The organism is Bacillus sp. ABA4_010 (genome assembly GCF_056159105.1).
This window is the reverse complement of the sequence record NZ_JBSWUN010000003.1, coordinates 565,059-586,920: the sequence shown is the minus strand read 5'-3', so window position 1 is coordinate 586,920 and position 21,862 is coordinate 565,059. Positions and strand designations below refer to the sequence as shown.

The following is a 21,862-nucleotide window of genomic DNA, read 5'->3' as shown; positions in this document are numbered from 1 at the left end:
ATTTACTCTTTCTCCTTAAACTTGCGGAAACAAAAAGGGCACAGGATTATCCCCATGCCCTCTCACCACCGAACCGTCATTAGTATGCAGTTTGGTCAGCTATCCATCTTTTCATTTTCGTAAATAGCAATGCAAAAATAACACCTGTTAAAATCCCTTTAATCATATTAAACGGCATAATGCCTGTAACAATCAGTTGTCGAGCATCTTCTCCAGATAAAGCTGGTGCCTGTAAAAACAGTGTATATGCAGGCAGCCATACATAATAATTGGTCACGCTCATTAACAATGTCATAACCATTGTTCCTGCGACAAGTCCCCAAGTCATCCCTTTAGCGGTACGGAACTTACGGAACAAATAAGCAACAGGAAGGATATATAAAAGACCGGCTACAAAATTAGCTAACTGCCCAACAGGCACGCCAGTCATGCTTCCTTGAATCAAATAATGCAAGAAATTTTTAATTGCTTCAACAATGATTCCTGCAACCGGTCCATAAATGATAGCGGCGATTAGTGCAGGTACTTCACTGAAATCAATTTTTAAAAATGGTGGCAAACCTGGAAGCGGAAAATTCAGCATCATCAGCACATACGAAATACTGCTTAGCATCCCCAATGTTACTAATTTTTTTGTGTTGTTCATTCGACTCATCGTTTCTCTCTCCTTTTTTCGATCCATCTCTCGAAAAGAGGATAGGTTCAAAAACATGCCCATAAAAAACTCCCTGCATCTACTAGAATAGATGAGGGAGATTGGAAGCATGCTCAAAGAAACATTCAATATATAGCATTTTTTGAATGTTTGAACCTCCATCTTCTCCCATCCAGACTGTACTGTCGGCTTTGGAATCTCACCAAATCCTGCTGCCAAAAGGCGGCTCGCGGGCTTAAAGCATTATGCTTATCACCGCCGGTCGGGAATCTCACCCTGCCCCGAAGATAGACCATAATATTATTGTCGTACTTGATTATAACTTATCTTGAATTAAAAGTAAACGAAAAACACCTCTTACGGACTATTCGGATCGTTCATGTTCAAAAGTTGAAAGCAATAAAGAGAGATACCTATAAAATTCTAAATGTTTTGTAAATTTTATTGACAGACTTTTTAACCCGTGTTAAATTATCACATATTTCATCGCATAAGGGAGAGGGTACGATGTATCGCATTCTTGTTGCTGATACCATTAGCAGTGAAGGGTTGGCTCCGTTGTTAAATGCTAAGAATATCGAAATCATTCAAAAGAAGACAACCGAAGTGGAGGTTTCTCTTCACACATACGATGCCCTGCTCGTTCGAAGTGCTACTCAAGTAACTGAAACATTGTTACAGAAAATGAAAAATTTAAAAATTGTCGGGCGCGCCGGTGTTGGGGTGGACAATATCGATACTGATGCCGCCACCAAATTAGGCATCGTCGTCATTAATGCTCCAAACGGAAATACAATCTCCACCGCAGAGCATACGTTTGCCATGATGGCAAGTCTTGTTCGTCATATTCCTCAAGCCAATATTTCTGTGAAATCAAGAGAATGGAATCGATCCGCTTTTGTCGGGACAGAACTCTATAACAAACAGCTTGGAATTATCGGATTTGGCCGTATCGGTTCAGAAATTGCGAAGCGAGCAAAAGCATTTGGAATGAAAGTTTGCGTGTTTGATCCATTTCTTACCTCAACGAGAGCGGAAAAGCTCGGAGTAAACCCCGTATCATTAGACGAATTATTAGCCGCAGCAGATATCATCACCGTTCACACACCTCTTACCAAAGAAACAAAAGGTTTGTTGAATCATGAAACACTTGCTAAAACGAAAAAAGGCGTCTATTTATTAAATTGTGCCCGTGGAGGCATCATTGATGAAGAAGCACTCGTCCATTATGTGAAGACGAACCACGTAAAAGGCGCAGCTCTTGACGTATTTGAAACCGAACCGCCAGTCAATCACGAATTACTTCAGCTGAATCAAGTGATTACAACACCTCATCTCGGCGCGTCGACAAAAGAAGCTCAGCTCAATGTAGCAGAAGATGTCGCACTGGAAGTATTGCAATTTCTCGAAGGAAAACCGGTTAGTTCTTCCATTAACTTACCTGCGATTTCAAAAGAAGGATTTGAAAAAGTTTATCCGTTTACGATTCTTACGAAACAAATGGGCTCGATTATCTCACAATGTTTAAGGGAGCCGGTTCAGGAAATAGCTGTTACATATGCCGGAACAGTTGCTGATTTGGAAACAAGCTATATTACCCGAGGAGTATTGGCTGGTTTTTTAAAATCGCGCGTCGACCATCCTGTGAATGAAGTAAATGCTTCCATGATTGCTAAACAACGAGGAATTGCCTTCGGTGAAAAGATTTCCGCTGAAACACATGGATATGCCAATATCATTGAAGTGACGGTTACAGGCGATTACAACTCTTTTACAATTACCGGCACATATGTTGACGGATATGGCCCACGAATCGTCAACCTACAATCGTTTGATATTGATTTTTATCCAGAAGGTCATCTGCTCTACATCCTGCATACAGATCAACCTGGAGTAATCGGAAACGTAGGCAAAGTGCTCGGTGATCATGGCATCAACATTGCCACTATGCAAGTAGGCCGAAAGCAAAAAGGTGGAGAAGCCATTATGATGCTGTCGTTTGACAAACAAGTGGATGATACCATTCTAGCCACTTTACAAAAAATCAGTGATATCGTCCGAGTTCATAAAATTGATTTATCACAGCTAATGGAGAACTGAACCCCTAAAAAGCTGTTAGCAACTCGCAAAGACTTTAGAAAAAATAACTATCTTTCTGTTTCAAGCAAAGTGGACCACTTACGAAAAGCCTTCGTAAATGGTCCACTTTGTTTCCTCTCTCCATTTGCATGAAGTGACTATTTCTTCCCATGAACGACGAGAGTTTGTCCAGCATAAATACGTTCGTTCTTTAAATTATTCCACGCTTTGAGCTGATTTACCGTCACATCATACTCCATAGCAAGCCCCCAAAGAGTTTCTCCTTGTTCAATTATCTTTTCAACTTTCTCTTCAGCAGGACTTTGTTCTATTTGATTAAACACTTCCCTCGTGATCGATTGATCATCAAGATAGGCGTGAAGGTGAGTTGGATCCAGGACCAATAATGGATTTAACGCATTCGTTTTTTCAATATTCCACGCATCTTTATGTACTTCAAAATGAAGGTGCGCCCCCGATGACCTTCCTGTATTTCCTACTTGTCCAATTTCTTGAAGAGCTTGTACTTTTTCTCCTTCAAAAACAAACCGCTTATGCAAATGAGCATAAACGGTTTCATAACCGTTCGTTTGTTTAATAAATATTACGTGTCCATATGTATCAGAAAAGTAAGAACGCGATACGACTCCTTCGTGCACTGCGCGAACTTCCTCACCGATTTCGGCCGCAATATCAATCCCATAATGCTGTTCATTCCGAGAGCCGAATACATCTGTCATCTTTCCTTCAACCGGCCACTCCCAACTCTCCGTCCCTTCCGCTTTTGCCATTTTTCCGCTCACAAATAGCAGTCCTATGCATAACGCCATAATGACCACAACTAAAATACGTCTTACAAAGTCAACCATTTTGTTCCTCCTATGTATGTTTTGTACATACATATACTTTACGCATTTCTGTCATTTTATAGACCTAAAAAATGGAAAGACCTAAAAAGTCTTTCCCTTCTTCTTACTTTTGTTCACTCACGACATTCGGGGCGACAGGAACAACTTGCGGCTCTCTTAATACAATATCTCCTATTTTCCCGGAAATCCCTGCTTCAAATTGAACCGATGAATAGCCAAATTCACGAGCGGTCAACAAGATTGCATGGAGCATATATATATGACTTTGTTCATTGCGAAGCTTTGTCTGTTTTGAAAAACGTATAATCAACCTCGATTTGTTTGACTCAATCTTTTCAATTTCTACATCGGCTGGAATGGAAGCGCGCAGCTCGTATACTTCATTATCTTTTTTCATCGCTTCTACGGCCTCTTCAACAGATGGATAAGATTTTTCCGTCGGAACAAGCAGTAGCGGACGATGTTGCTCCGATTGATAAAGTAAATACCCCTTTTTCAAAAAAGCGTTTAGAGAAAGGGTGGTTAATTCTCCTGCATGTCCCATTATCATGCCTTTTTTACCATTGGTCGTCAGATGGATTTCATCATACGAAAGCCAGCGGAAAGTTTCCGTTAACGAGTGGAGAAACATCCTTTCCGATGCCGAACCATTCCCGTACGGATGATTTTCTTTTACGTCTACGGTTATTTGTGAGGCGCTGTTCGTTACATGCAAATCTTGAATAATATTCCTCTCAAGACCAAGCTTTTCCTCATTTGCCTCACGGGCTACTGCTTGGAGTGTTTGCATAGGCGTTTCCGACTCTCGATTGACGATATACGTTAGCGGAACGACAAACTGGACGTTGCGATTCGGGGCTGCGACTGTCATATAATTTTTCCCTTCTGCCTTTAAAAGCGAAGGTTTCACGGATAGTTCCGGTTTGGCACTTTCTTGCGGCACAGTTGCATTCAACTCATCTTCCAGCGCGAGCTGATTAGAATCCTGCCCTAGCTTTTCTTGCTGTTGAAGCGGCAACATAGGAAGCGTTAATACAATTAAAAGTAAAAGGGCAGCTACCGATGCCAGCCCTGGCAGCATCCAATGTTTAACTGACTTCCTCTCGCTCTTGTTTTTATGCCGCTTCACACATTGATATACTTCTTCCATAGAACGATTATCGTGAATTTTAGGCATCGCGGTAAGCAATTCTTCAACCTGCTTTTCATCCCACTGTCTCATTTTGACTCCCGCCTCCTCTTCTCGATGACAGTTTTATCATTTTTTTCCTCAACGCTTGAATGGCACGATGTTGAGTTGTTTTCACTTTGCTCTCTGTCCAGCCAAGAATTTGCGCTGTTTCGGCAATCGACAGAGAATGAAAATACCGCAAGATGATAACGGCACGCTGATCGATGGTGCATTTGTCCAAACACATATAGATATTTTGAATTTCTTCTTTTTGTACAGCCACTTCTTCTGGAAGCGGCATATTGTCAATTAAAGGTGTTTTATTCCAATCAAATACATTCAGCACTTTTTGCTTCCAACTTTTTTGTTTTCGGAAATGATCAATCGCTGTGTTTCTAGCAATAGAGAACAACCATGTTTTCTCCTGACTTTTCCCTTCAAACTGATCGTGGGATTTTAAGACACGAATATACACTTCCTGTACAAGATCTTCTGCCAGTTCACGATTCCGCACCATATACAACAAGAACTGAAATAAGTCTTGATGGTATTTTTCATAAAACTGCTGAAAGACTGCATCCACGTTTTTCCCTCCCACTCCTCATATATTTTCTTCCGAATGACCATCTTTAAGTCAGGACTAACGGATAAATAAAACAGACCATAAAAGAAAGCTTTCCGCTCTCCAAATATTCGCTCATTCAACTCTCTTCACTCTAATAAATAAGCAATCCAGTCCGATTAATTGTAAAATGGACCGTCAACCCTTTTTCTTGGTTTACATGACGGTCCATTCTACACAAAGAAGCTATAAAAATCCAAACTCTTTCTTTACTTTGTTCAAACGCAGGAACAGCGACTTTCGTTGTTACAATTTATAACTTGTCCCATGCGGCAGACTAATGGAAAAGGTCGTTCCTTCTCCTATTCTGCTATGAACAGAAATCGTTCCTCCGTGAGCCTCTACAATATTTTTGGCAATAGCCAGGCCTAACCCCGTACCTGATTTCCCTCGTGTTCGGGCTTTATCTGCCTTATAGAAGCGTTCAAAAACAAACGGCAAATCTTCCTCAGGTATCCCCGAACCATTATCTTGAACTTTAAATTGCAGTTCTCCTGCTCGAGTTATGACATGTAATAACACTTCACCGCCTTCTTGTGTATGGCGAATCGCATTATCAATTAAATTGGTTAGTACTTGTTCCATCCGATCTGGATCAAATACGTTTTCATCTTCTGTTAACAATTGCTTGTTCAGTTCAACTTTAACTTGACGTTCTTTCGCTAGTCCTTGAAACTTACGAACAATTCGCTCTGAAAAATCCGTAACGGAAATCGTAGTGGCGTAAAGCTGAATATGCCCTGCTTCCATCCGAGCTAAATCTAACAATTCATTAACAAGACGTCCCATGCGAAGTGATTCATCATAAATGACTTTTGCAATTTCTTTCTTCTCTTCATCGGTGCTTGCAATATCATCGACAATGGCTTCACTATATCCTTGCAGCATTGCAATAGGGGTACGCAATTCATGCGAGACGTTGGCAATGAAATCTTTGCGTAATTTATCAAGTCGTCTTTCTTCTGTCATATCGCGCACAACTGCTACGGCTCCTCGGATGGTCGTCTGATTATACAAAGGGGACATTAAAATGACCCACGTACGCCCTTGAATGGTAATTTCAATGCTCTGCTCTTCTTCAGATGAAACCACTTGCTGAAAAAGATGACGGACATTCACAGGCAGTTCATGTTGCTCTTGCTCATTTTGTTCATAGCTCGCCGCCTGTAAAAAACGTTCTGCTGGAGGATTTGTAATTAAAATCGAACCATCACGGCTCAATGTAATGACTCCGTCTGCCATACTGCTCAAAATATTGGCCAAATGTTCTTTCTCTTGGCTCAGTGCGTTAATATTATACTTTAACTGCCTGCCCATTTGATTGAAGGCAATGGCTAACTCACCAATTTCATCGTGCGTTAAAATGGGAACTTTCGTATCAAACTTCCCTTTCGCTACTTCAAAAGCAGCTTGCCTCATCTTACGCAAAGGGGCGGTAATTCTTGTAGAAAGGAAAAAAGCAAAAATCGTCGTTAAAACAATTGCAATCCCAGCAGCGAGAAAGATGAATTTTGTCGTATGCTTCGACGGCTCTGTAATTGAAGAGAGAGATTGGTATAAATAAACAGCCCCACTTTCTCCCTCTAACGATAGTGGAACGCCGACGATGTAAACAAGATGGTTCGTCCCCTCCATATTGCCTTCGCCAAGATATGTTTTCTTTTGCACTTTGCTTCCTGATTGAAGCACACTTTTTAACTGTTCGTCTTTTTTCAACAACTCAGCTAAAATGGCTTCTTCACTTTCACTGACATTCATAAAATCTGGTTGTTCATTTGGACTTCTGACAATAACAAGACTTGAATCATCCATTAACTCACCGACGATTGACATTCCCATTTCACCAGATTCCGTCCACTCCAAAATATGAGAGATTTTAACCGCCCTACCTGTCAGCTCTTTTTCCGCTTCATTGACATGGTAATTTTCAAAAAACTCCAGCAGCAAAATCGTCAACGTAAATAATACGAACGAAACCAACAATAAAATTGTAAACCAAAGTTTAACTACAACACTTCGCCAAAACATCATTCATTGCCAACCTCGAATTTATACCCCACTCCCCATACCGTCACAATCATTTTAGCGGCTTCTGGCGACACTCGATTTAACTTTTCACGCAGACGCTTTACATGTGTGTCAACTGTACGTAAATCTCCGAAAAAGTCATAGTGCCATACTTCACGAAGCAACTGCTCCCGATCGTACACTTTGTCAGGTGTTTTAGCGAGGAAACATAAAAGCTCGTACTCTTTCGGAGTTAAGCTCACTTCTTCTCCGTCAGCCGTCACACGATGTGCATCATTATCAATTGTCAAATGTGGGAAAACAATTAAATCTTTAGCGCTTGGCTCTGTTTGCAAATAAGTTGTTGGGGAAGATCTTCTCAACAGTGCTTTTACACGCAAGACGACTTCACGCGGACTAAATGGCTTTACGATATAATCGTCTGTTCCCGCTTCAAATCCTTGCACACGGTTAATTTCTTCTCCTTTTGCTGTGAGCATAATAATCGGGGTTGCCTTTTTTTCTCGAAGCTCTTTACACACTTCAATTCCGTCTTTTCCAGGCATCATCAAATCAAGCAAAATTAAATCGTAGTGATTCGCTAAAGCCTTCTCCAGCGCTTCCTCTCCGTCTTCCGCTTCTTCAATCATATAATTTTCCTTCTCTAAGTACATCTTGAGCAATCGTCTAATTCTTTCTTCATCGTCAACAACTAAAATCTTCACTTCGTTTTGCATCGTTTCATTGCTCCTTCTATATGAAAATTCTCTTTTTCACTTCATTCATACAAACCTTTAAGACAGCAAGGCTATCCTTTTTTCAACATTTCTAACTTAATTATAGTTTACAGAAAATAAATTTCGATATCTAGGTCGATTGAATAAATTCTCCCGATTTGCTTTTACTGTTTCCCCAATCAACATTCCTCATTATTTGAAAACCAGCGCTTTTATGTATAGAGGAAACTTCCATCGGCGGGAACCTCCTCCACTTACACTTTTCCATTCACTCTATGTTTTAACGTGGAGGCTTTACTGTGCCCGTTAGCGCGAGATAAAAAAGGGGACCTTTTCGCCTATCGCTGCTTAACGAAATAAACGGAAAGATCCACCTTGATTTATCTATGCGTACGAATGTAAACCAGCAATGACGAGATTCACGGCCACTAAATTAAACATAATAATGGCAAACCCGACAACGGCCAACCATGCCGATTTTTCACCGTGCCAGCCTTTTGATAAACGTAAATGTAAAAAAGCGGCATAAAACAACCACGTAATAAGAGCCCATACCTCTTTTGGATCCCAGCCCCAAAATCTTGTCCAGGCAATCTGTGCCCAAATCATCGCAAAGATAAGTGCTCCTAATGTAAATACAGGGAAGCCGATCGCAACAGATCGATAGCCAATTTCATCAAGCAAATCAAGATTCGTATTTTTCACGAGAGGCTGAAGAGCAGCTCCAATTCGTTTTCTTAATAGAAGACGGATCATACCATATAAAAGCAGGCCCATTCCTAGAGACCAAATTAACGTGTTCAGCTTTTCTGCATTAATGACAGCCGGCATCTCAATGAGTGGCTCCAACTTACCAGCGGTTTGGAGTTCACTTTCATGTAGGCCGATTAAAGCCGGCATATGATAAACCTCTTCTACTTGCTGCTCACTTTTATTCACCCATTGGAACGATGCTTCATAATCCATCGCCTTAAACGAGGTGGTCACAAGGACAAAACCAACAACACTAATTAAGCAATATAAAATAAATTCAAGCCAAAATGTTTTTTTACTTGCTTTCGTTTGATCGAGCACTTTAATTAAATAAATGAGTCCTGCCGCAAAACTAATGGCAAGAATAGACTCTCCCGCAGCGGCTGTTGTTACGTGAATATGAAGCCAGTCGCTTTGCAGGGCCGGAATGAGCGGTGCAATATCTCTCGGAAACATGCTGGCATATGCAATAATTAAAAGAGCAATCGGCAGCGTGAATAAACCGAGCATACTAACCTTGTAAATTAAATAAATAATAATAAAGGCCGCAACAAGCATCATCCCGAAAAAGGTCGTAAATTCAAACAAGTTACTAACAGGCGCATGCCCCGATGCTGCCCATCTCGTAATGAAGTAGCCAAGCTGCGCGACAAAGCCGATAATTGTAGCTAAAAACCCGAGCTTGGACCAGCGGTTGATCGTTGATGCGTTTCGTTTATCGCGAATGGCTCCTCCAAAGAAGAACGTTGCGACAAGATATAAGATGAATGCGGTATACAACAAATTGCTACTTAAACTAGCCAAGTCCATTTTCATGTTCCCCCTCTCAGCCTACTTTTTCTCCTTATCCGCTTGATCTTCTGGAGGCAAAAGAGCTGTATCTTTTAAGACGGTGCTCAGTTCATTTTTAAGACCGTACCAGTTTTTGTTCGTATGCCCTGCAATCCAGAGCTCCTGATCTGTACGCTGCACCCAAATTCTGCGATGATTCCAATACATTCCTTGAATCACACCAATCATAAAGATGGCGCCTCCTACTCCTAAAATCCAGAGCGTTAAGTCTTTGCGCACAGTAAGACCAGCGACATTTTTTGTTTCAATTCCAGCAAACGTCATTTTGTATTTGTTTTCCCCGAGCGGTTCAAGGTTTTGACGAATGGCGACAAAGTTCACTTCTCCTTCCGGACGGTCAGGCGTAAACATTTTAAACACAAAGGCCGGATTATTCGGAATTCTTGTTTTTGTATTTGGATTGCCGTCATCATCAAAATAAAAATCAGGAAAATAGCTTAATAACTCTACGGAATAGCCGTTCCCTAAATCATATTTCAATTGAGGGTCGTGCAAATTAACCTTTAACTGCCCGTAAGCCTCCCCGGACTGTTTATCCGTCAACTTAAACGACATCGTACTTAATTCGTCCAACTTGTAATCCACTTGATACAGTGCATAACGATCATGCTTCAGTGGCTCATTAACACGAATCGGATGCGCTTTAATTTCTTCAAGCTCTGGTTCTGCGCCCGGCACAATCTCACCTTTTCGTTCATACAGAACGACGTTAGATTGATAGTTTTTCGCAATCATACCATTTCCAACACGATCAATTGCACTTTCAAACACGTCACCTGATTGCTCTTTGTCATATGTTTCAAAAATGAATTGTTTGTTCTCTAAATAATAACGACCTTCTGTTCCTGGAATGACTTTCGTTTCTCCTTCTCGAATCCATAACACTTCATCAACGTACATCCCTGGGAAAGAACGAAGCATCGCTCCAATTAAGAAAATAATTAAACCAACATGGTTGACATATGGACCCCATCTGGAAAAACGACCTTTTTCCGCTAAAATGTTACCGTTTTCTTCTCGAACATGATAACGTCGCTTTTTTAAATTTGTTTTCAACGTTTCATAGTCTTGTTCACTCCAACTTGTATTCACACCAAATAAGCGCTGTCTTTTCAAGAAATTGGCATGACGGGTCACCCCTTGCTTTTTCAAAGCACGATACAAAGGGACTACCCGATCCAAGCTGCAAATGACAAGAGAAATCCCGATAGAAGCAACTAAAATCATGTACCACCATGAACCATATAAGTTATGAAATCCAAGCTCATAATACAATTTTCCACTCCAGCCGTATTGATCTTCATAATATTGTGCTGGTGTTACTGACGGAGGAATGTACATTTCCTGCGGATAAATGGTCCCAAGGGCTGAGGCCACGAGCGTAATCACAATGAGCCATACACCGACTTTAACAGATGAAAAGAAGTTCCAAACTTTATCGACAATCGTTTTATTATACGTTTGCGAACGTCTTGCACTTCCTTCATAGCGCATATCTAATAGCTTTTTTGACTGTTCTTCCGCTACGGGCTTTCCGCACGATTCACATAAAACTGTCCCATGTGGATTGACATGCCCGCACTCACATTTTACATGTTCCATTGCTGAAAACTCCTTACGGTTTAATCATTTCCATGTATTCATTTATTTTCTGTTCATCTAAACCACCGAGAAATACATCGACAACTTTTCCGTCCTTATTAATTAGAAATGTCGTCGGCAAAGGTTTGACGCCGTAAGTATGTAGCACTTGTGAACCTTTGTCAATCATAATTGGAAACGATAGTCCGTAACGTTCCGCAAATTTTGTAACCGCTATATTTGTTTCGTCTACATTGACCGCCAAAATTTCGACTCCTTGGTCTTTGTAGATTTGATATTGCCTTTCCATAACAGGCATCTCTCTCTCACACGGCTTGCACCATGTACCCCAAAAGTTTAAAAATACCCCTTTTCCTTGGTAATCGGATAACTGATGGGTGTTTCCTTCCAAATCTTCTAACACAAAATCTGGCGCCATATCCCCTACTGCCACTTTTTCTTTGTTTGTAAAAAAATTTGTATATAACGTATACCCTAAAGCAGCTAGGAGTACAGCCAAAATAACCGTTCTCATCATTAAACGACGATTTTTCATGGCAATTCCCCTCTAAGACGTTCTGAAAATACAGTATAAATTATAACATTTTTCACTTTAATTACCTTGGAAAGATTATGAAGGTTATGTGACGCATCATCGCTGTTTTTGTTCGTCCGGTTGTTTCATTTGGAAGGTTTTTCTCCTTGGAACCTTACCTTCCAAATGGAACATCCCGTTTGCTCTTATAAAATAGAGCAGACGCTTCGGTATTTAGCGAGCAGCTGTCGCCAACGCATATAGTTGCCTCACTTCATGAGCATTCAGCTCGCGAGATTCACCTGCGTTGAGTCCCTTCAAATCTAAAAATGCGTAACGGTCACGGCGCAATTTCATGACAGGATGGCCGATCGCTTCAAACATTCTTCGGACTTGACGATTTTTTCCTTCATGGATCGTCAGCTCAACAATAGCTGTTTCTTTTCGCTTGTCCACAGAAAGAACTTTCGCCTTTGCTGGTGCGGTCATTCCGTCTTCTAAGCGAATGCCTTTCTCCAGCTGTTTAATTTTTTCGCGGAAAGGAATTCCTTTTACTTTGGCAATATATACTTTGTCAATTTTATGTTTTGGGTGCATAAGCAAATTAGCAAACTCACCATCATTTGTTAACAAAATTAAGCCGGACGTATCATAATCTAAACGACCAACTGGATAAATCCGTGCCTCTCCTTGCGGGAAATAATCGGTAACCGTCTTTCTTCCCTTCTCATCACTCACACTGGAAATAACGCCGCGCGGTTTATAAAATAAGAAATAAACAGGCTCTTGTCTCTCGAGAGGAACTCCGTTTACCTCCACCCGATCGTTAGGACCTACCTTTTGTCCTAACTCTTTGACCACTTTCCCATTTACTTTCACTTTTCCTTCAGTAATTAGCGTTTCTGCTTTTCGTCTTGATGCAACCCCTGCATGGGCAATCACTTTTTGCAATCGTTCCATATTGTTTTCACCTCTTGTAACATCTTACTTGTTTGCTGTTAATTGTACAAGTGTTCTATTCCATTAGTTTTGCAATCCTGCAAGCGTTCTAGACATTCATAATAGAAAACAACAAAAAAAGATGACATGAAAGGAATACTTCCAATCGCGTCACCCGAAAACCATCGTCACTATTATAATAGAAGCGATAAAGCCGACTATATCCGCCAGTAAACCGACCTTCAACGCATCGCCCATTTTTTTAATACCGACAGCACCAAAATAGACGGTTAATACATAGAAGGTTGTATCTGTGCTTCCTTGCATTGTCGAAGCAAGCCTGCCGATAAAAGAATCTGGCCCATAGGTGGCGATTAAATCGGTTGTCATTCCTAGGGCAGCTGTTCCAGAAATCGGTCTGATAAAAGCAAGCGGGGCTACTTCTGGAGGAACACCAATCGCCTGTAAAAGTGGGCTAATAAAAGAGATAACATATTCCATTGCCCCCGAAGCACGAAAAATAGAAATGGCCACCATCATCCCGACCAAAAATGGAATAAGAGAAAAAGCAATTTGAATTCCTTCTTTTCCCCCTTCCACGAACGCTTCGTACGTCGGCACTTTTTTCAGTGTGGCATAAAGCAAAATTCCGCCAATAATAAGCGGAATGAGAAAAAGCGAGACTTGATTAATGATGGACATCAATGTTTCCTCCCTTTTCTTACCCTTCTATAATAAAAATAGCGGTCAAGGAGTATCGCTCCTATTGTAGAGCAAATTGTGGCCAATAGCGTCGTCCCGATGATTTCCGCTGGATTGGCGGATTCGTATGTAATTCTAAGGGCGATGACCGTTGTGGGAATAATGGTCAAGCTCGATGTATTAATGGCCAAAAAAGTAATCATTGAACGACTTGCTTCATCGGAGCCGCCATTCAATTTTTGAAGTTGCTCCATCGCTTTTAATCCGAGCGGGGTTGCTGCATTCCCTAAGCCAAACATATTCGCCATCATATTCGATAAAATATACCCCATAGCAGGATGATCTTTCGGAATGTCAGGAAATAACCTCGTCACAATCGGACGGCATAGGGCAGCAAGTTTGTCGAGAATGCCTGCCTGCTGCGCAATCGCCATCATCCCAAGCCAAAATACAAGGACACTAATTAACCCAATGCTAATGGTAACCGCTTCGGCTGCCCCTTGAAAAATAGCTTTGTTCACTTCCTCCATTTTTCCATTCACAACAGCAAATACGATACCAATAACCGTTAATAACATCCAAATAATATTAACCATCTGATTGTACCCCTAAAACGAGAAGAAACAGACCTTTCACTTTCCCCCAGAAAGATTCATCGCCATCTGGATTCAACCCTTTTTTAAAATAGATAGGAAGACGGCCAATTTCTTCATCCCCTTGATAAATATCAAGTCGCCCGACAATATTAGGCACATTCTCTTCTTCTTGCCATAATTTTTTATCAGGTTTAATGAGAGTGACCTTAAGTTCAATGTCTTCTCGCTCTTCGTCTTTTAAAGGATAAATGAAATCACGTTTAACATATACTTTCTTCTCGTAATAAGGATCATTAATATCTTGAATGTTTCCTTCTTTCACCACTTTCGTCGGTTCAAATTGTTCAAATCCCATCTCATACATCCAAATATGATCATTCCAGTCTCCCGGAGCATTTAACGTCACAGCAATTAAGTCAAGACCATCTTTTGAAGCCGTTGTTACAAGCGTTCGTTTCGCTCTTTTCGTATAACCTGTTTTTCCGCCTGTCGTATATTGATACAGGCTTGTCAGCAATTTATTTTTATTTTTCCACACCCGGTCCCACTGCTCTTCAGGATGGGCAGAACGATACAGCTTTGTTCCAGAAATTTCTTGAAACTGCTCATTTCCCATCGCATACTTCATTAAAATGGCCATATCATAGGCTGTGGAATAATGATTTTCATGGTCATCAAGGCCATGCGGATTGGCAAACTCTGTATTCTTCATGCCTATCTCCTCGGCTTTTTGATTCATAAGATAGACGAAGCCGTCCAAGCTCCCACCAACATATTCAGCAATCGCGACAGCTGCATCATTTCCTGAACGAAGCATAAGGCCATATACTAAATCTTTCAATTTTATTTTTTCATTTGCGACCAAATAAAGGGAAGATCCTTCTGTACCAACCGCATTATTACTCACGGTTACCATCTCTTCCATTTTTCCTGATTCAACCGCCAAAATCGCCGTCATAATCTTCGTAATACTGGCGATTCGAAGCTGTTTATGAGCATCTTTACTGAACAGCACTCTTCCTGTATGCTGTTCGATTAAAATGGCACTTTGTGCACTAACACCTCCCGCTTCTGCTGGAGGCACAACTACATGAAATGAAAGAAGAACGGCCATGAAAAGCAAACCTATCTTCTTTAACACTCGGCTTTTAATCGATTTCATCCATATCATCCCGTCCCTTTGCTTGTTTGTACAAGTTTATGCTTGTCTCGAACGGTTATGAATGAAATCTCCGTTACCGAAAGAAAAATCCTTGTTAATCAAGCAAATTGTAAGCTGAAAGTCATACTACTTTTGATTCATCCTAACGCTCTATATTATAAAACATATACACATAATTAAAAATATTTACTTTTTCACTAAAACAATTACATCCCCCACCTCTAATAAAGTCGCCACTTCACTTTTTTTGCTTCGTTAAATCGATCCACCACAGCTGGCCAATACACAATGTTCCACCATTGATCTACATACGCTCCTCGGTCATTTTTATACTGCAAATAATAGGCGTGTTCCCATACGTCCAATACAAGAAGTGGAATTGTATCCCACTGAGTCATTAATTGATGGCGCTCTGCCTGAAGAATTTCCAGTCTACCAGAGCGCGGAGCCCAAACTAATATTGCCCATCCTACTCCTTCTACTTTTTTCGCTGCTTGTGAAAAATGCATGTTAAATTTTTCATATGACCCGAAATCCTGTTCAATTTGCTGACGCAAATTCCCCTTCGGTTCGCCCCCACCTTTTGGGTTCATAATCTCCCAAAAAATCGAATGAAGATAATGGCCCGAACCGTTAAAAGCCGCTTCTCGTTCCCAATGCTTAATTAAGTCGTAATTTTGGGTCTTTCTCGCCTCTTTCATCATCTGTTCAGCTTTATTTAAGCCATCAACATAACTTTGATGATGCTTCGTATGGTGTAGTTTCATAATTTCACGATGAATGTAAGGCTCCAGTGCATCATACGCATACGGCAACGGGGGCAGTTGATGCTTTCCGATTGGAACACGCTCTTTATGTTGCGTTCTACTTGCAGCATATGGCTGAATGTGCGTAGTTAACTTATTGAGATTGTCAGTCGTAATCGCCAACATGTTTTCATCAAAAGTATGTGTTTTTAATTGCTCACGAACTTCTTTTTTTAATTGCTCCATCGTTTCCATAACGAACTCATCGTCCATCTCCCCTTCTGAGTAAGCCCATTGTTCCATCTCTCCAAGCCACTTCTCCACTTCCAGCAAATAACACTTCATCTGTTCTTGCATATTCATGATAATGCCCCCCCTTCAATCATCTTCACTATCCTATTCTCACCAAAGGAAAATATGATGGAGATTCATTCTCATAAAAAATAGACAGAGCGTTTTGCCCTGTCCATTTTTACGTTGTTCTATTTTATTGAGATTGTGTCATTTTCGTTACATAGTCCGTCTCATAAAATTGAAGCTCTTCCCGCATCAACTGAAAATCACTTTCCATTGACGACATTAGCCGTTCAATTGATGGCGGTGCCGCTTGACGATATTTAATGGCATTGCGTCCTGTATAGGCAGAACGGCTATCTTCATACCATAAATCATGCTTTGGGGCGTAAAACTCTTCAATGCATTGATGATAAATACGATAAAGGGTGCGTTCTGCCGCCGCTTTTCTAAACGGTTCAGTCCCCGAAATAACACGGCACGCATCCAAGCCTTCTTCACAAAAAACAGCCAGTCTTCTCAAGTTAGACAATAAAAGGGCATAATCACTTTGTTCCCCTTGTACCTCTTCATTCAAATGGGAAATCGTCACATGATTTAAATACTCATTCAATGCTGTTACCGATACTTCCAACTTCTGTTGTACGAGTTCAATTTGTGATTTGACTACCGTATTTGCCATATTGCCGTCCTCCCCGCAATCATCTTCCCTGATTTAAAATGTAAAAAAATGATTGTTTTTAATAATATTACCACATATTAGATATGGAATATAATAGTTTCTTTACTCAAACACTTCTTGGAGCTTTTCAAAGAATAAATCTGCTTCTTGTTCATCTGGCTCCATTACAGCTGAATTTGAGAGCACCGGCAATTCTTTAATGCTTTTAAGGCCAAAATACGATAAAAATTCTTTTGTCGTTCCATATAAAATAGCTCGACCTGCCCCCTCTGCCCTGCCTACCTCTTTGATTAAAGCTTTCGCTACAAGGGTTTGAATCGGTCGCTCCGTTTTCACACCTCTAATTTCTTCAATTTCCACTCTAGTGATTGGCTGGCGATACGCTACAATCGCTAACGTCTCCAGCGCTGCTTGCGAAAGGGATTGATTAGAAGGAGCCGTTACTAAACGTTTTACATACTCAGCGTTTTCTTTTTTCGTTACAAACTGATAAGTGCCTGCTATTTCAATCATTTCAATGCCTCTGTCATTCTCTTCAAAATCTTGGCGCATCTCTTCAAGAATAGACTTGGCAGCTTCTGCTTCAATCGTTAAAACAGCGCATATTTGGGCAAGCGACAAGCCTTCATCTCCTGCCACAAATAAAAGACTCTCAATGACAGATTTATAGGTTGTCATATTCATGCGTGTCCATTCCTTTCTTGATACGAAACATACAGTTCGTCAAAGTTCCCCTGTTGTTCTACAGCAATTTGATTATGTTTCATTAATTCGAGCACCGCTAAAAAGGTGACAACAACATATTCTCGTTCAGGACGAGAAAACAAATCATAGAAACGCCTTTTTCCATGAAATGTTTTTAATTCTTGCAAAAGCTCTTCCATTCGCTGTTCAATCGGAATTTCCTGTCGAGTGATTTTCGCTTTAATCGGCTTTTGGATTTGCTTTCGTTTTAATAATTTTTGAAAAGCGCTCAGCATATCGTACAGTGTAATATCAAGTTGTTGATTTTCCACTTGAACGTCTGTTGCCAAATAGCTAAGATCACTTGGCGATTTCGTATAAATCTGCCCTCGGTCTTCTTCCAGCTGTTTCAGCTCTTGAGCCGCTTCTTTATATTTCCGATATTCAATTAACCGCTGCATCAACTCTTCACGCGGATCATCTTCGCCGTCTACCTGTTCAACATCATCCATTTCATCTTCTTCATGTTTAGGTAACAGCATCTTACTTTTAATCGCCAGCAAGGTAGCCGCCATCACTAAATATTCGCTAGCTAAATCGAGATGAAGTTCGTTCATCGTATGGATGTATCCCATGTATTGCTCGGTTATTTGAGCCACCGGTATATCATAAATATCAATTTCCAATCTATTTATTAAATGCAAAAGAAGGTCCAACGGCCCTTCAAATGCCTCTACCTTTACGTTATATTCCACAGTCATCCCACCAACATTACCCATTTCCATTTTTTCTTCCATTTTCCTTCTTAAGTATAGTGCATCATTCCAACATGTCCAATAAGAAATTATACACGAAAACTAGGTCATCTGCCCAAACATATCCGCAATTCCAACATATGATGACAGTGCAAACGAAATATAAGACCATTAAGGAGGAGTTAATATGGGCGAAAAAGGCTGCTATTACGGAAGTGGGTTTGCTTTAATCGTTGTATTGTTCATCTTGTTGATCATCGTTGGATCTGCTTGGTGTTAATATGACTCAAAAGTGTTCAGCTCCCTCGCTGAACACTTTTTCATTATGTGTGAACATAGCCTTTACTGAAGACGAATAAGCTTTATGATAAACTGATAGCATGAAACAAAAAGGAGGCCCTCTATGAACTATCCTGCAGCCTATATTGATTACCTTGTACATTTTCATGCTGATCGTGATTATTTTGAATGCCACGAATTGTTGGAAGAACATTGGAAAATGGATGTGCCTGCCGATCGAAAAATCGTGTGGGTCGGTTTAATTCAGATTGCTGTTTCTTTATATCATCAAAGGCGAGGAAATTATAATGGCGCCTTCCGCATGATGAAAAGCGCTGTGCGGATTTTAAGCGACGAAAAAGAAGAAATCCAGAAGCTTGGGCTAGATGATACTACCCTTCTTTCCTCTTTACATACACGCCTGACAGCCATTCAACACGAAATGACTTATGAAAGTCTTGATTTGCCGATAACCGATTCTTCACTTCTCACACTTTGCCAGCAAAAAAGCAAAGAAAAAGGGCTTATTTGGGGACAACGTTCAGATCTCTCAAACAACGAGCTCATTCATCGTCATAAACTGCGCGACCGTACGTCCGTAATCGCAGAACGCCAAAAAAGTCTTCATGATAAAAGAAACACCAGGCAGTCGTAACAACCTGGTGTTTCCTCATTATTCTTCTGGCAACATCGTGCATTTCTCAAAAAACGGAGCTACATACGCATTAGGTTTTACCATCATGTTCGGATGAAGGGACTGAAGCGCTTGAACCATTTGTTTACCGATGCCTTGGTGTCGATGTGATGGGTTAACACTCACATGCTGAATTTCCAGCTCTTTATCGTTCACCATAGCAATCCCGGCAATCCCAATAATATCGTCATCTTCTTTCCATAAAAAAAGCTTCCAATGTTCATTTTGCTCATATTCCTTCATCGTCTGCTGCAATGCTTTTAAATCTTTTTCCGTTGGCATAAACGATAAAAGGCCCATTGCAATTTTTTCATAGTTTTTCTTATACCGAATAAGCATATATTTCTCCCTCATTGTTGAAAACTATCTTAAACTTTCTTCAAGTAAAATATTACCTGCTTTAACCTTACTTTTCCTCTATACGTCATACAGATGTAAACAAACCGTAATCTTTTAGACTAAAAAGTCATACTTTGTATTTTATGATACATAATTTAAATTGTGTTATCAACATACAATGGATGAGCTAACATGTTACGCAATATAAATCCAGTAGATAATTCCCCATACAAAACTAATTCCAATGAGTATGAAAAATAAAATCCAGTTATTTTTATTCAAAATTAAACACCTCTATTTACTCAATCACACCTATTGGAAATTCTATACCGAAAATAACATTCTGGCAACCTGAATATGAAAACGTTTTACTAAAGAAGTTATGAAAGAACCGTTTCTAGGTAAAAATGCTTAAAAAATCCGATCATATTGTCACGCAGTTTAAAAAAGAATGAGTGCCCCCAAATCGGAGACACTCATTCTTCTCTTTATTCTTCCCAAACTTTAACTTCTTTCATTACATCGCCGTTTCGCATTTTTAACACAGCATCTAAACCTTCTGTTACTTGTCCGAATACTGTATGCACACCGTTTAAATGCGGTTGTGGCTCATGAACGATAAAGAACTGGCTTCCGCCTGTATCTTTTCCTGCATGTGCCATTGATAATGCACCTGCTGTATGTTTATGAGGATTTCCTTGTGTTTCACATTTGATTGTATATCCAGGTCCGCCTGTTCCAGTTCCAGATGGGCAGCCGCCTTGACTTACAAACCCAGGAATTACACGATGGAATGTTAACCCGTTGTAGAATCCTTCATTCGCTAACTTTTCGAAGTTTTCCACTGTACCTGGAGCTTCGTTCGCGAACAAGTCAATCATAATTTTATCGCCATTTTGCATTTCAATGCTTGCTTTTTTCATTATGTAACCTCCAATATAAAATTCTTCATTCATTCTACTACAATTCAAAGGACAAATCCAATATCTTCATTCATCTTACCTTTTTGAAACCTAATTGCCTGTTCATCCGTCTAATAAGATAGCGTGGAGTCTCTCTATCATATTTTGAAAAACCATACTATAATATGAGTGTCCCACGTATGAAAAGGAGGTCTTTTTTTGAAACGAAAATTACAAGCTATGCTTTTAACCGCAACATTGATACTCACTGTTCCTTCAATCAGCTTGGCAGATGCAGCAGAAGGCGATGTGATTGTCACACTAGGAGAGAATTTAACGACCCAGCAGCGAAATGATATATTAGCCGAATTAGACGTGCCAGAAAATGCTCAAATTATTACCGTCTCCAATCAAGAGGAGCACGATTATTTAGGTGAATTCATCCCAAAAGCTCAAATTGGATCACGTGCCATTTCCTCTGCCAGCATTACAATTGGAGCAAAGGATTCCGGCTTAGATGTTCAAACGAACAATATTACCTGGGTAACCAATGAAATGTACACGAATGCCTTAATTACAGCAGGGGTAAAAGATGCTGTCATTGAAATTTCTGCTCCCTTTTCCGTGTCTGGTACTGCTGCACTGACAGGCATTATGAAAGCATATGAAACAACAACGAACGAAAAGATTCCAGAAGAGATTAAAAAAGTCGCAAACGAAGAAATGGTTAAAACGGCCCAGCTTGGCGATTCAATTGGAGCTGAGAAGGCTGCTGCTTTAATGGCAAAAGTAAAGGATGAAATTGCTAAAAACGAACCGAAAACTGAAGCAGATTTGCGCGCTTTAATTGAACAGATTGCTCAAGAACTTGGGATTACGCTAACTGCTGCCGAACTAGATACACTTGTCGATTTCTTCAATAAATTAAAGGAAATGGACATCGACTGGAACCAAGTGAAAGATCAATTAAATGTGACAAAAGAAAAAATTTCGACTTTTCTCCAGTCAGAAGAAGGACAATCTTTCTTACAAAAGCTCCAAAACTTTTTAAATAGTTTATTAGATGCCATCCGTGCCCTTTTCGCCTAATCTTAATCTGTCCATTTTCGATACTATATTAAAAGAACACGACCTATACACAGGCCGTGTTCTTTTTAGGCTATCTATTAAAATGCGCTTAATTTACGTAACAGAGCTTTAGGAGATGACTAAAAAGGATGGTTTTTA

General features: G+C 40.2%; 23 protein-coding genes and 1 riboswitch. Of the genes, 4 read left to right on the top strand and 19 right to left on the bottom strand.

Translation table 11 applies throughout. From position 1 onward, the window contains the following. Nucleotides 1–79: 79 nt before the first annotated feature. Nucleotides 80–655, bottom strand: coding sequence for an ECF transporter S component (locus tag ACXAEO_RS04170; RefSeq protein WP_474878325.1), 576 nt, complete (start codon nt 653–655; stop codon nt 80–82). Between the two features lie 156 nt (nt 656–811). Next, a riboswitch (FMN riboswitch) is annotated at nt 812–948 on the bottom strand. Nucleotides 949–1,162: 214 nt separating this feature from the next. On the opposite strand from ACXAEO_RS04170, the gene serA reads away from it, so the two are divergent. After that, nucleotides 1,163–2,755, top strand: coding sequence for a phosphoglycerate dehydrogenase (gene serA, locus ACXAEO_RS04165; protein WP_474878323.1), 1,593 nt, complete (start codon nt 1,163–1,165; stop codon nt 2,753–2,755). A gap of 137 nt (nt 2,756–2,892) precedes the next feature. Here the strand turns inward: serA and ACXAEO_RS04160 are convergent, their stop codons facing one another. The 16 genes from ACXAEO_RS04160 to ACXAEO_RS04085 form a co-directional block, all read right to left on the bottom strand. Beyond that, the gene (locus ACXAEO_RS04160; RefSeq protein ID WP_474878321.1) at nt 2,893–3,603 is read right to left on the bottom strand and encodes a peptidoglycan DD-metalloendopeptidase family protein; all 711 of its coding nucleotides are present in this window, start codon (nt 3,601–3,603) and stop codon (nt 2,893–2,895) included. Between the two features lie 103 nt (nt 3,604–3,706). Continuing rightward, on the bottom strand, nt 3,707–4,825 hold the full coding sequence (locus ACXAEO_RS04155) for a GerMN domain-containing protein (protein WP_474878319.1): 1,119 nt from the start codon (nt 4,823–4,825) through the stop codon (nt 3,707–3,709). Next, nucleotides 4,809–5,357, bottom strand: coding sequence for an RNA polymerase sigma factor SigX (gene sigX, locus ACXAEO_RS04150; protein ID WP_474878317.1), 549 nt, complete (start codon nt 5,355–5,357; stop codon nt 4,809–4,811). Before sigX ends, ACXAEO_RS04155 begins: the two co-directional genes overlap by 17 nt. A 285-nt stretch (nt 5,358–5,642) precedes the next feature. Continuing rightward, a complete protein-coding gene (locus ACXAEO_RS04145) occupies nt 5,643–7,427 on the bottom strand; it encodes an ATP-binding protein (RefSeq protein ID WP_474878313.1) in 1,785 nt (594 codons plus the stop codon). Continuing rightward, on the bottom strand, nt 7,424–8,140 hold the full coding sequence (locus tag ACXAEO_RS04140; RefSeq protein WP_474878310.1) for a response regulator transcription factor: 717 nt from the start codon (nt 8,138–8,140) through the stop codon (nt 7,424–7,426). The genes ACXAEO_RS04145 and ACXAEO_RS04140 overlap by 4 nt, the downstream gene beginning before the upstream one ends. A 384-nt stretch (nt 8,141–8,524) precedes the next feature. Next, entirely contained in the window at nt 8,525–9,703 is a 1,179-nt protein-coding gene (gene ccsB, locus ACXAEO_RS04135) for a c-type cytochrome biogenesis protein CcsB (protein WP_474883962.1), read from the bottom strand. A 21-nt stretch (nt 9,704–9,724) separates the two neighbouring features. Continuing rightward, nucleotides 9,725–11,347 (bottom strand): cytochrome c biogenesis protein ResB, encoded by a 1,623-nt coding sequence (gene resB / locus ACXAEO_RS04130; protein ID WP_474878307.1) that lies wholly within the window; start codon nt 11,345–11,347, stop codon nt 9,725–9,727. 13 nt (nt 11,348–11,360) lie between these two features. Next, nucleotides 11,361–11,882, bottom strand: coding sequence for a thiol-disulfide oxidoreductase ResA (gene resA, locus ACXAEO_RS04125; RefSeq protein ID WP_474878304.1), 522 nt, complete (start codon nt 11,880–11,882; stop codon nt 11,361–11,363). A 213-nt stretch (nt 11,883–12,095) separates the two neighbouring features. Continuing rightward, nucleotides 12,096–12,821 (bottom strand): pseudouridine synthase, encoded by a 726-nt coding sequence (locus ACXAEO_RS04120; protein WP_474878301.1) that lies wholly within the window; start codon nt 12,819–12,821, stop codon nt 12,096–12,098. Between the two features lie 150 nt (nt 12,822–12,971). Further along, a complete protein-coding gene (locus ACXAEO_RS04115) occupies nt 12,972–13,502 on the bottom strand; it encodes a spore maturation protein (protein ID WP_474878299.1) in 531 nt (176 codons plus the stop codon). Further along, nucleotides 13,502–14,098, bottom strand: a complete 597-nt coding sequence (locus ACXAEO_RS04110; RefSeq protein ID WP_474878297.1) for a nucleoside recognition domain-containing protein — start codon at nt 14,096–14,098, stop codon at nt 13,502–13,504. Before ACXAEO_RS04110 ends, ACXAEO_RS04115 begins: the two co-directional genes overlap by 1 nt. Next, nucleotides 14,091–15,260 (bottom strand): D-alanyl-D-alanine carboxypeptidase family protein, encoded by a 1,170-nt coding sequence (locus tag ACXAEO_RS04105; protein WP_474878294.1) that lies wholly within the window; start codon nt 15,258–15,260, stop codon nt 14,091–14,093. The genes ACXAEO_RS04110 and ACXAEO_RS04105 overlap by 8 nt, the downstream gene beginning before the upstream one ends. Nucleotides 15,261–15,481: 221 nt before the next feature. Then, entirely contained in the window at nt 15,482–16,369 is an 888-nt protein-coding gene (locus ACXAEO_RS04100) for a superoxide dismutase (RefSeq protein WP_474878292.1), read from the bottom strand. Nucleotides 16,370–16,493: 124 nt separating this feature from the next. Beyond that, complete coding sequence (locus tag ACXAEO_RS04095; RefSeq protein WP_474878290.1) at nt 16,494–16,982, bottom strand: DUF3907 family protein; 489 nt, start codon at nt 16,980–16,982, stop codon at nt 16,494–16,496. A gap of 102 nt (nt 16,983–17,084) precedes the next feature. Next, the gene (scpB, locus tag ACXAEO_RS04090) at nt 17,085–17,666 is read right to left on the bottom strand and encodes an SMC-Scp complex subunit ScpB (protein ID WP_474878288.1); all 582 of its coding nucleotides are present in this window, start codon (nt 17,664–17,666) and stop codon (nt 17,085–17,087) included. Then, the gene (locus ACXAEO_RS04085) at nt 17,663–18,445 is read right to left on the bottom strand and encodes a segregation/condensation protein A (protein ID WP_474883961.1); all 783 of its coding nucleotides are present in this window, start codon (nt 18,443–18,445) and stop codon (nt 17,663–17,665) included. The genes scpB and ACXAEO_RS04085 overlap by 4 nt, the downstream gene beginning before the upstream one ends. A 163-nt stretch (nt 18,446–18,608) precedes the next feature. Here ACXAEO_RS04085 and ACXAEO_RS04080 point away from each other — a divergent pair, with 163 nt between their 5' ends. Further along, the gene (locus tag ACXAEO_RS04080; protein ID WP_474878284.1) at nt 18,609–18,701 is read left to right on the top strand and encodes a YjcZ family sporulation protein; all 93 of its coding nucleotides are present in this window, start codon (nt 18,609–18,611) and stop codon (nt 18,699–18,701) included. 123 nt (nt 18,702–18,824) lie between these two features. Beyond that, nucleotides 18,825–19,355, top strand: coding sequence for a DUF309 domain-containing protein (locus tag ACXAEO_RS04075; RefSeq protein WP_474878282.1), 531 nt, complete (start codon nt 18,825–18,827; stop codon nt 19,353–19,355). An 18-nt stretch (nt 19,356–19,373) separates the two neighbouring features. Here ACXAEO_RS04075 and ACXAEO_RS04070 read toward each other — a convergent pair whose 3' ends face one another. Both ACXAEO_RS04070 and ACXAEO_RS04065 read right to left on the bottom strand, forming a co-directional pair. Next, complete coding sequence (locus ACXAEO_RS04070; RefSeq protein ID WP_474878279.1) at nt 19,374–19,733, bottom strand: GNAT family N-acetyltransferase; 360 nt, start codon at nt 19,731–19,733, stop codon at nt 19,374–19,376. 488 nt (nt 19,734–20,221) lie between these two features. After that, on the bottom strand, nt 20,222–20,656 hold the full coding sequence (locus ACXAEO_RS04065; protein ID WP_474878276.1) for a peptidylprolyl isomerase: 435 nt from the start codon (nt 20,654–20,656) through the stop codon (nt 20,222–20,224). A 198-nt stretch (nt 20,657–20,854) separates the two neighbouring features. Between ACXAEO_RS04065 and ACXAEO_RS04060 the strand changes: the two genes are divergently transcribed. Next, a complete protein-coding gene (locus tag ACXAEO_RS04060; RefSeq protein ID WP_474878272.1) occupies nt 20,855–21,724 on the top strand; it encodes a DUF1002 domain-containing protein in 870 nt (289 codons plus the stop codon). The last annotated feature ends 138 nt before the right edge of the window (nt 21,725–21,862 follow it).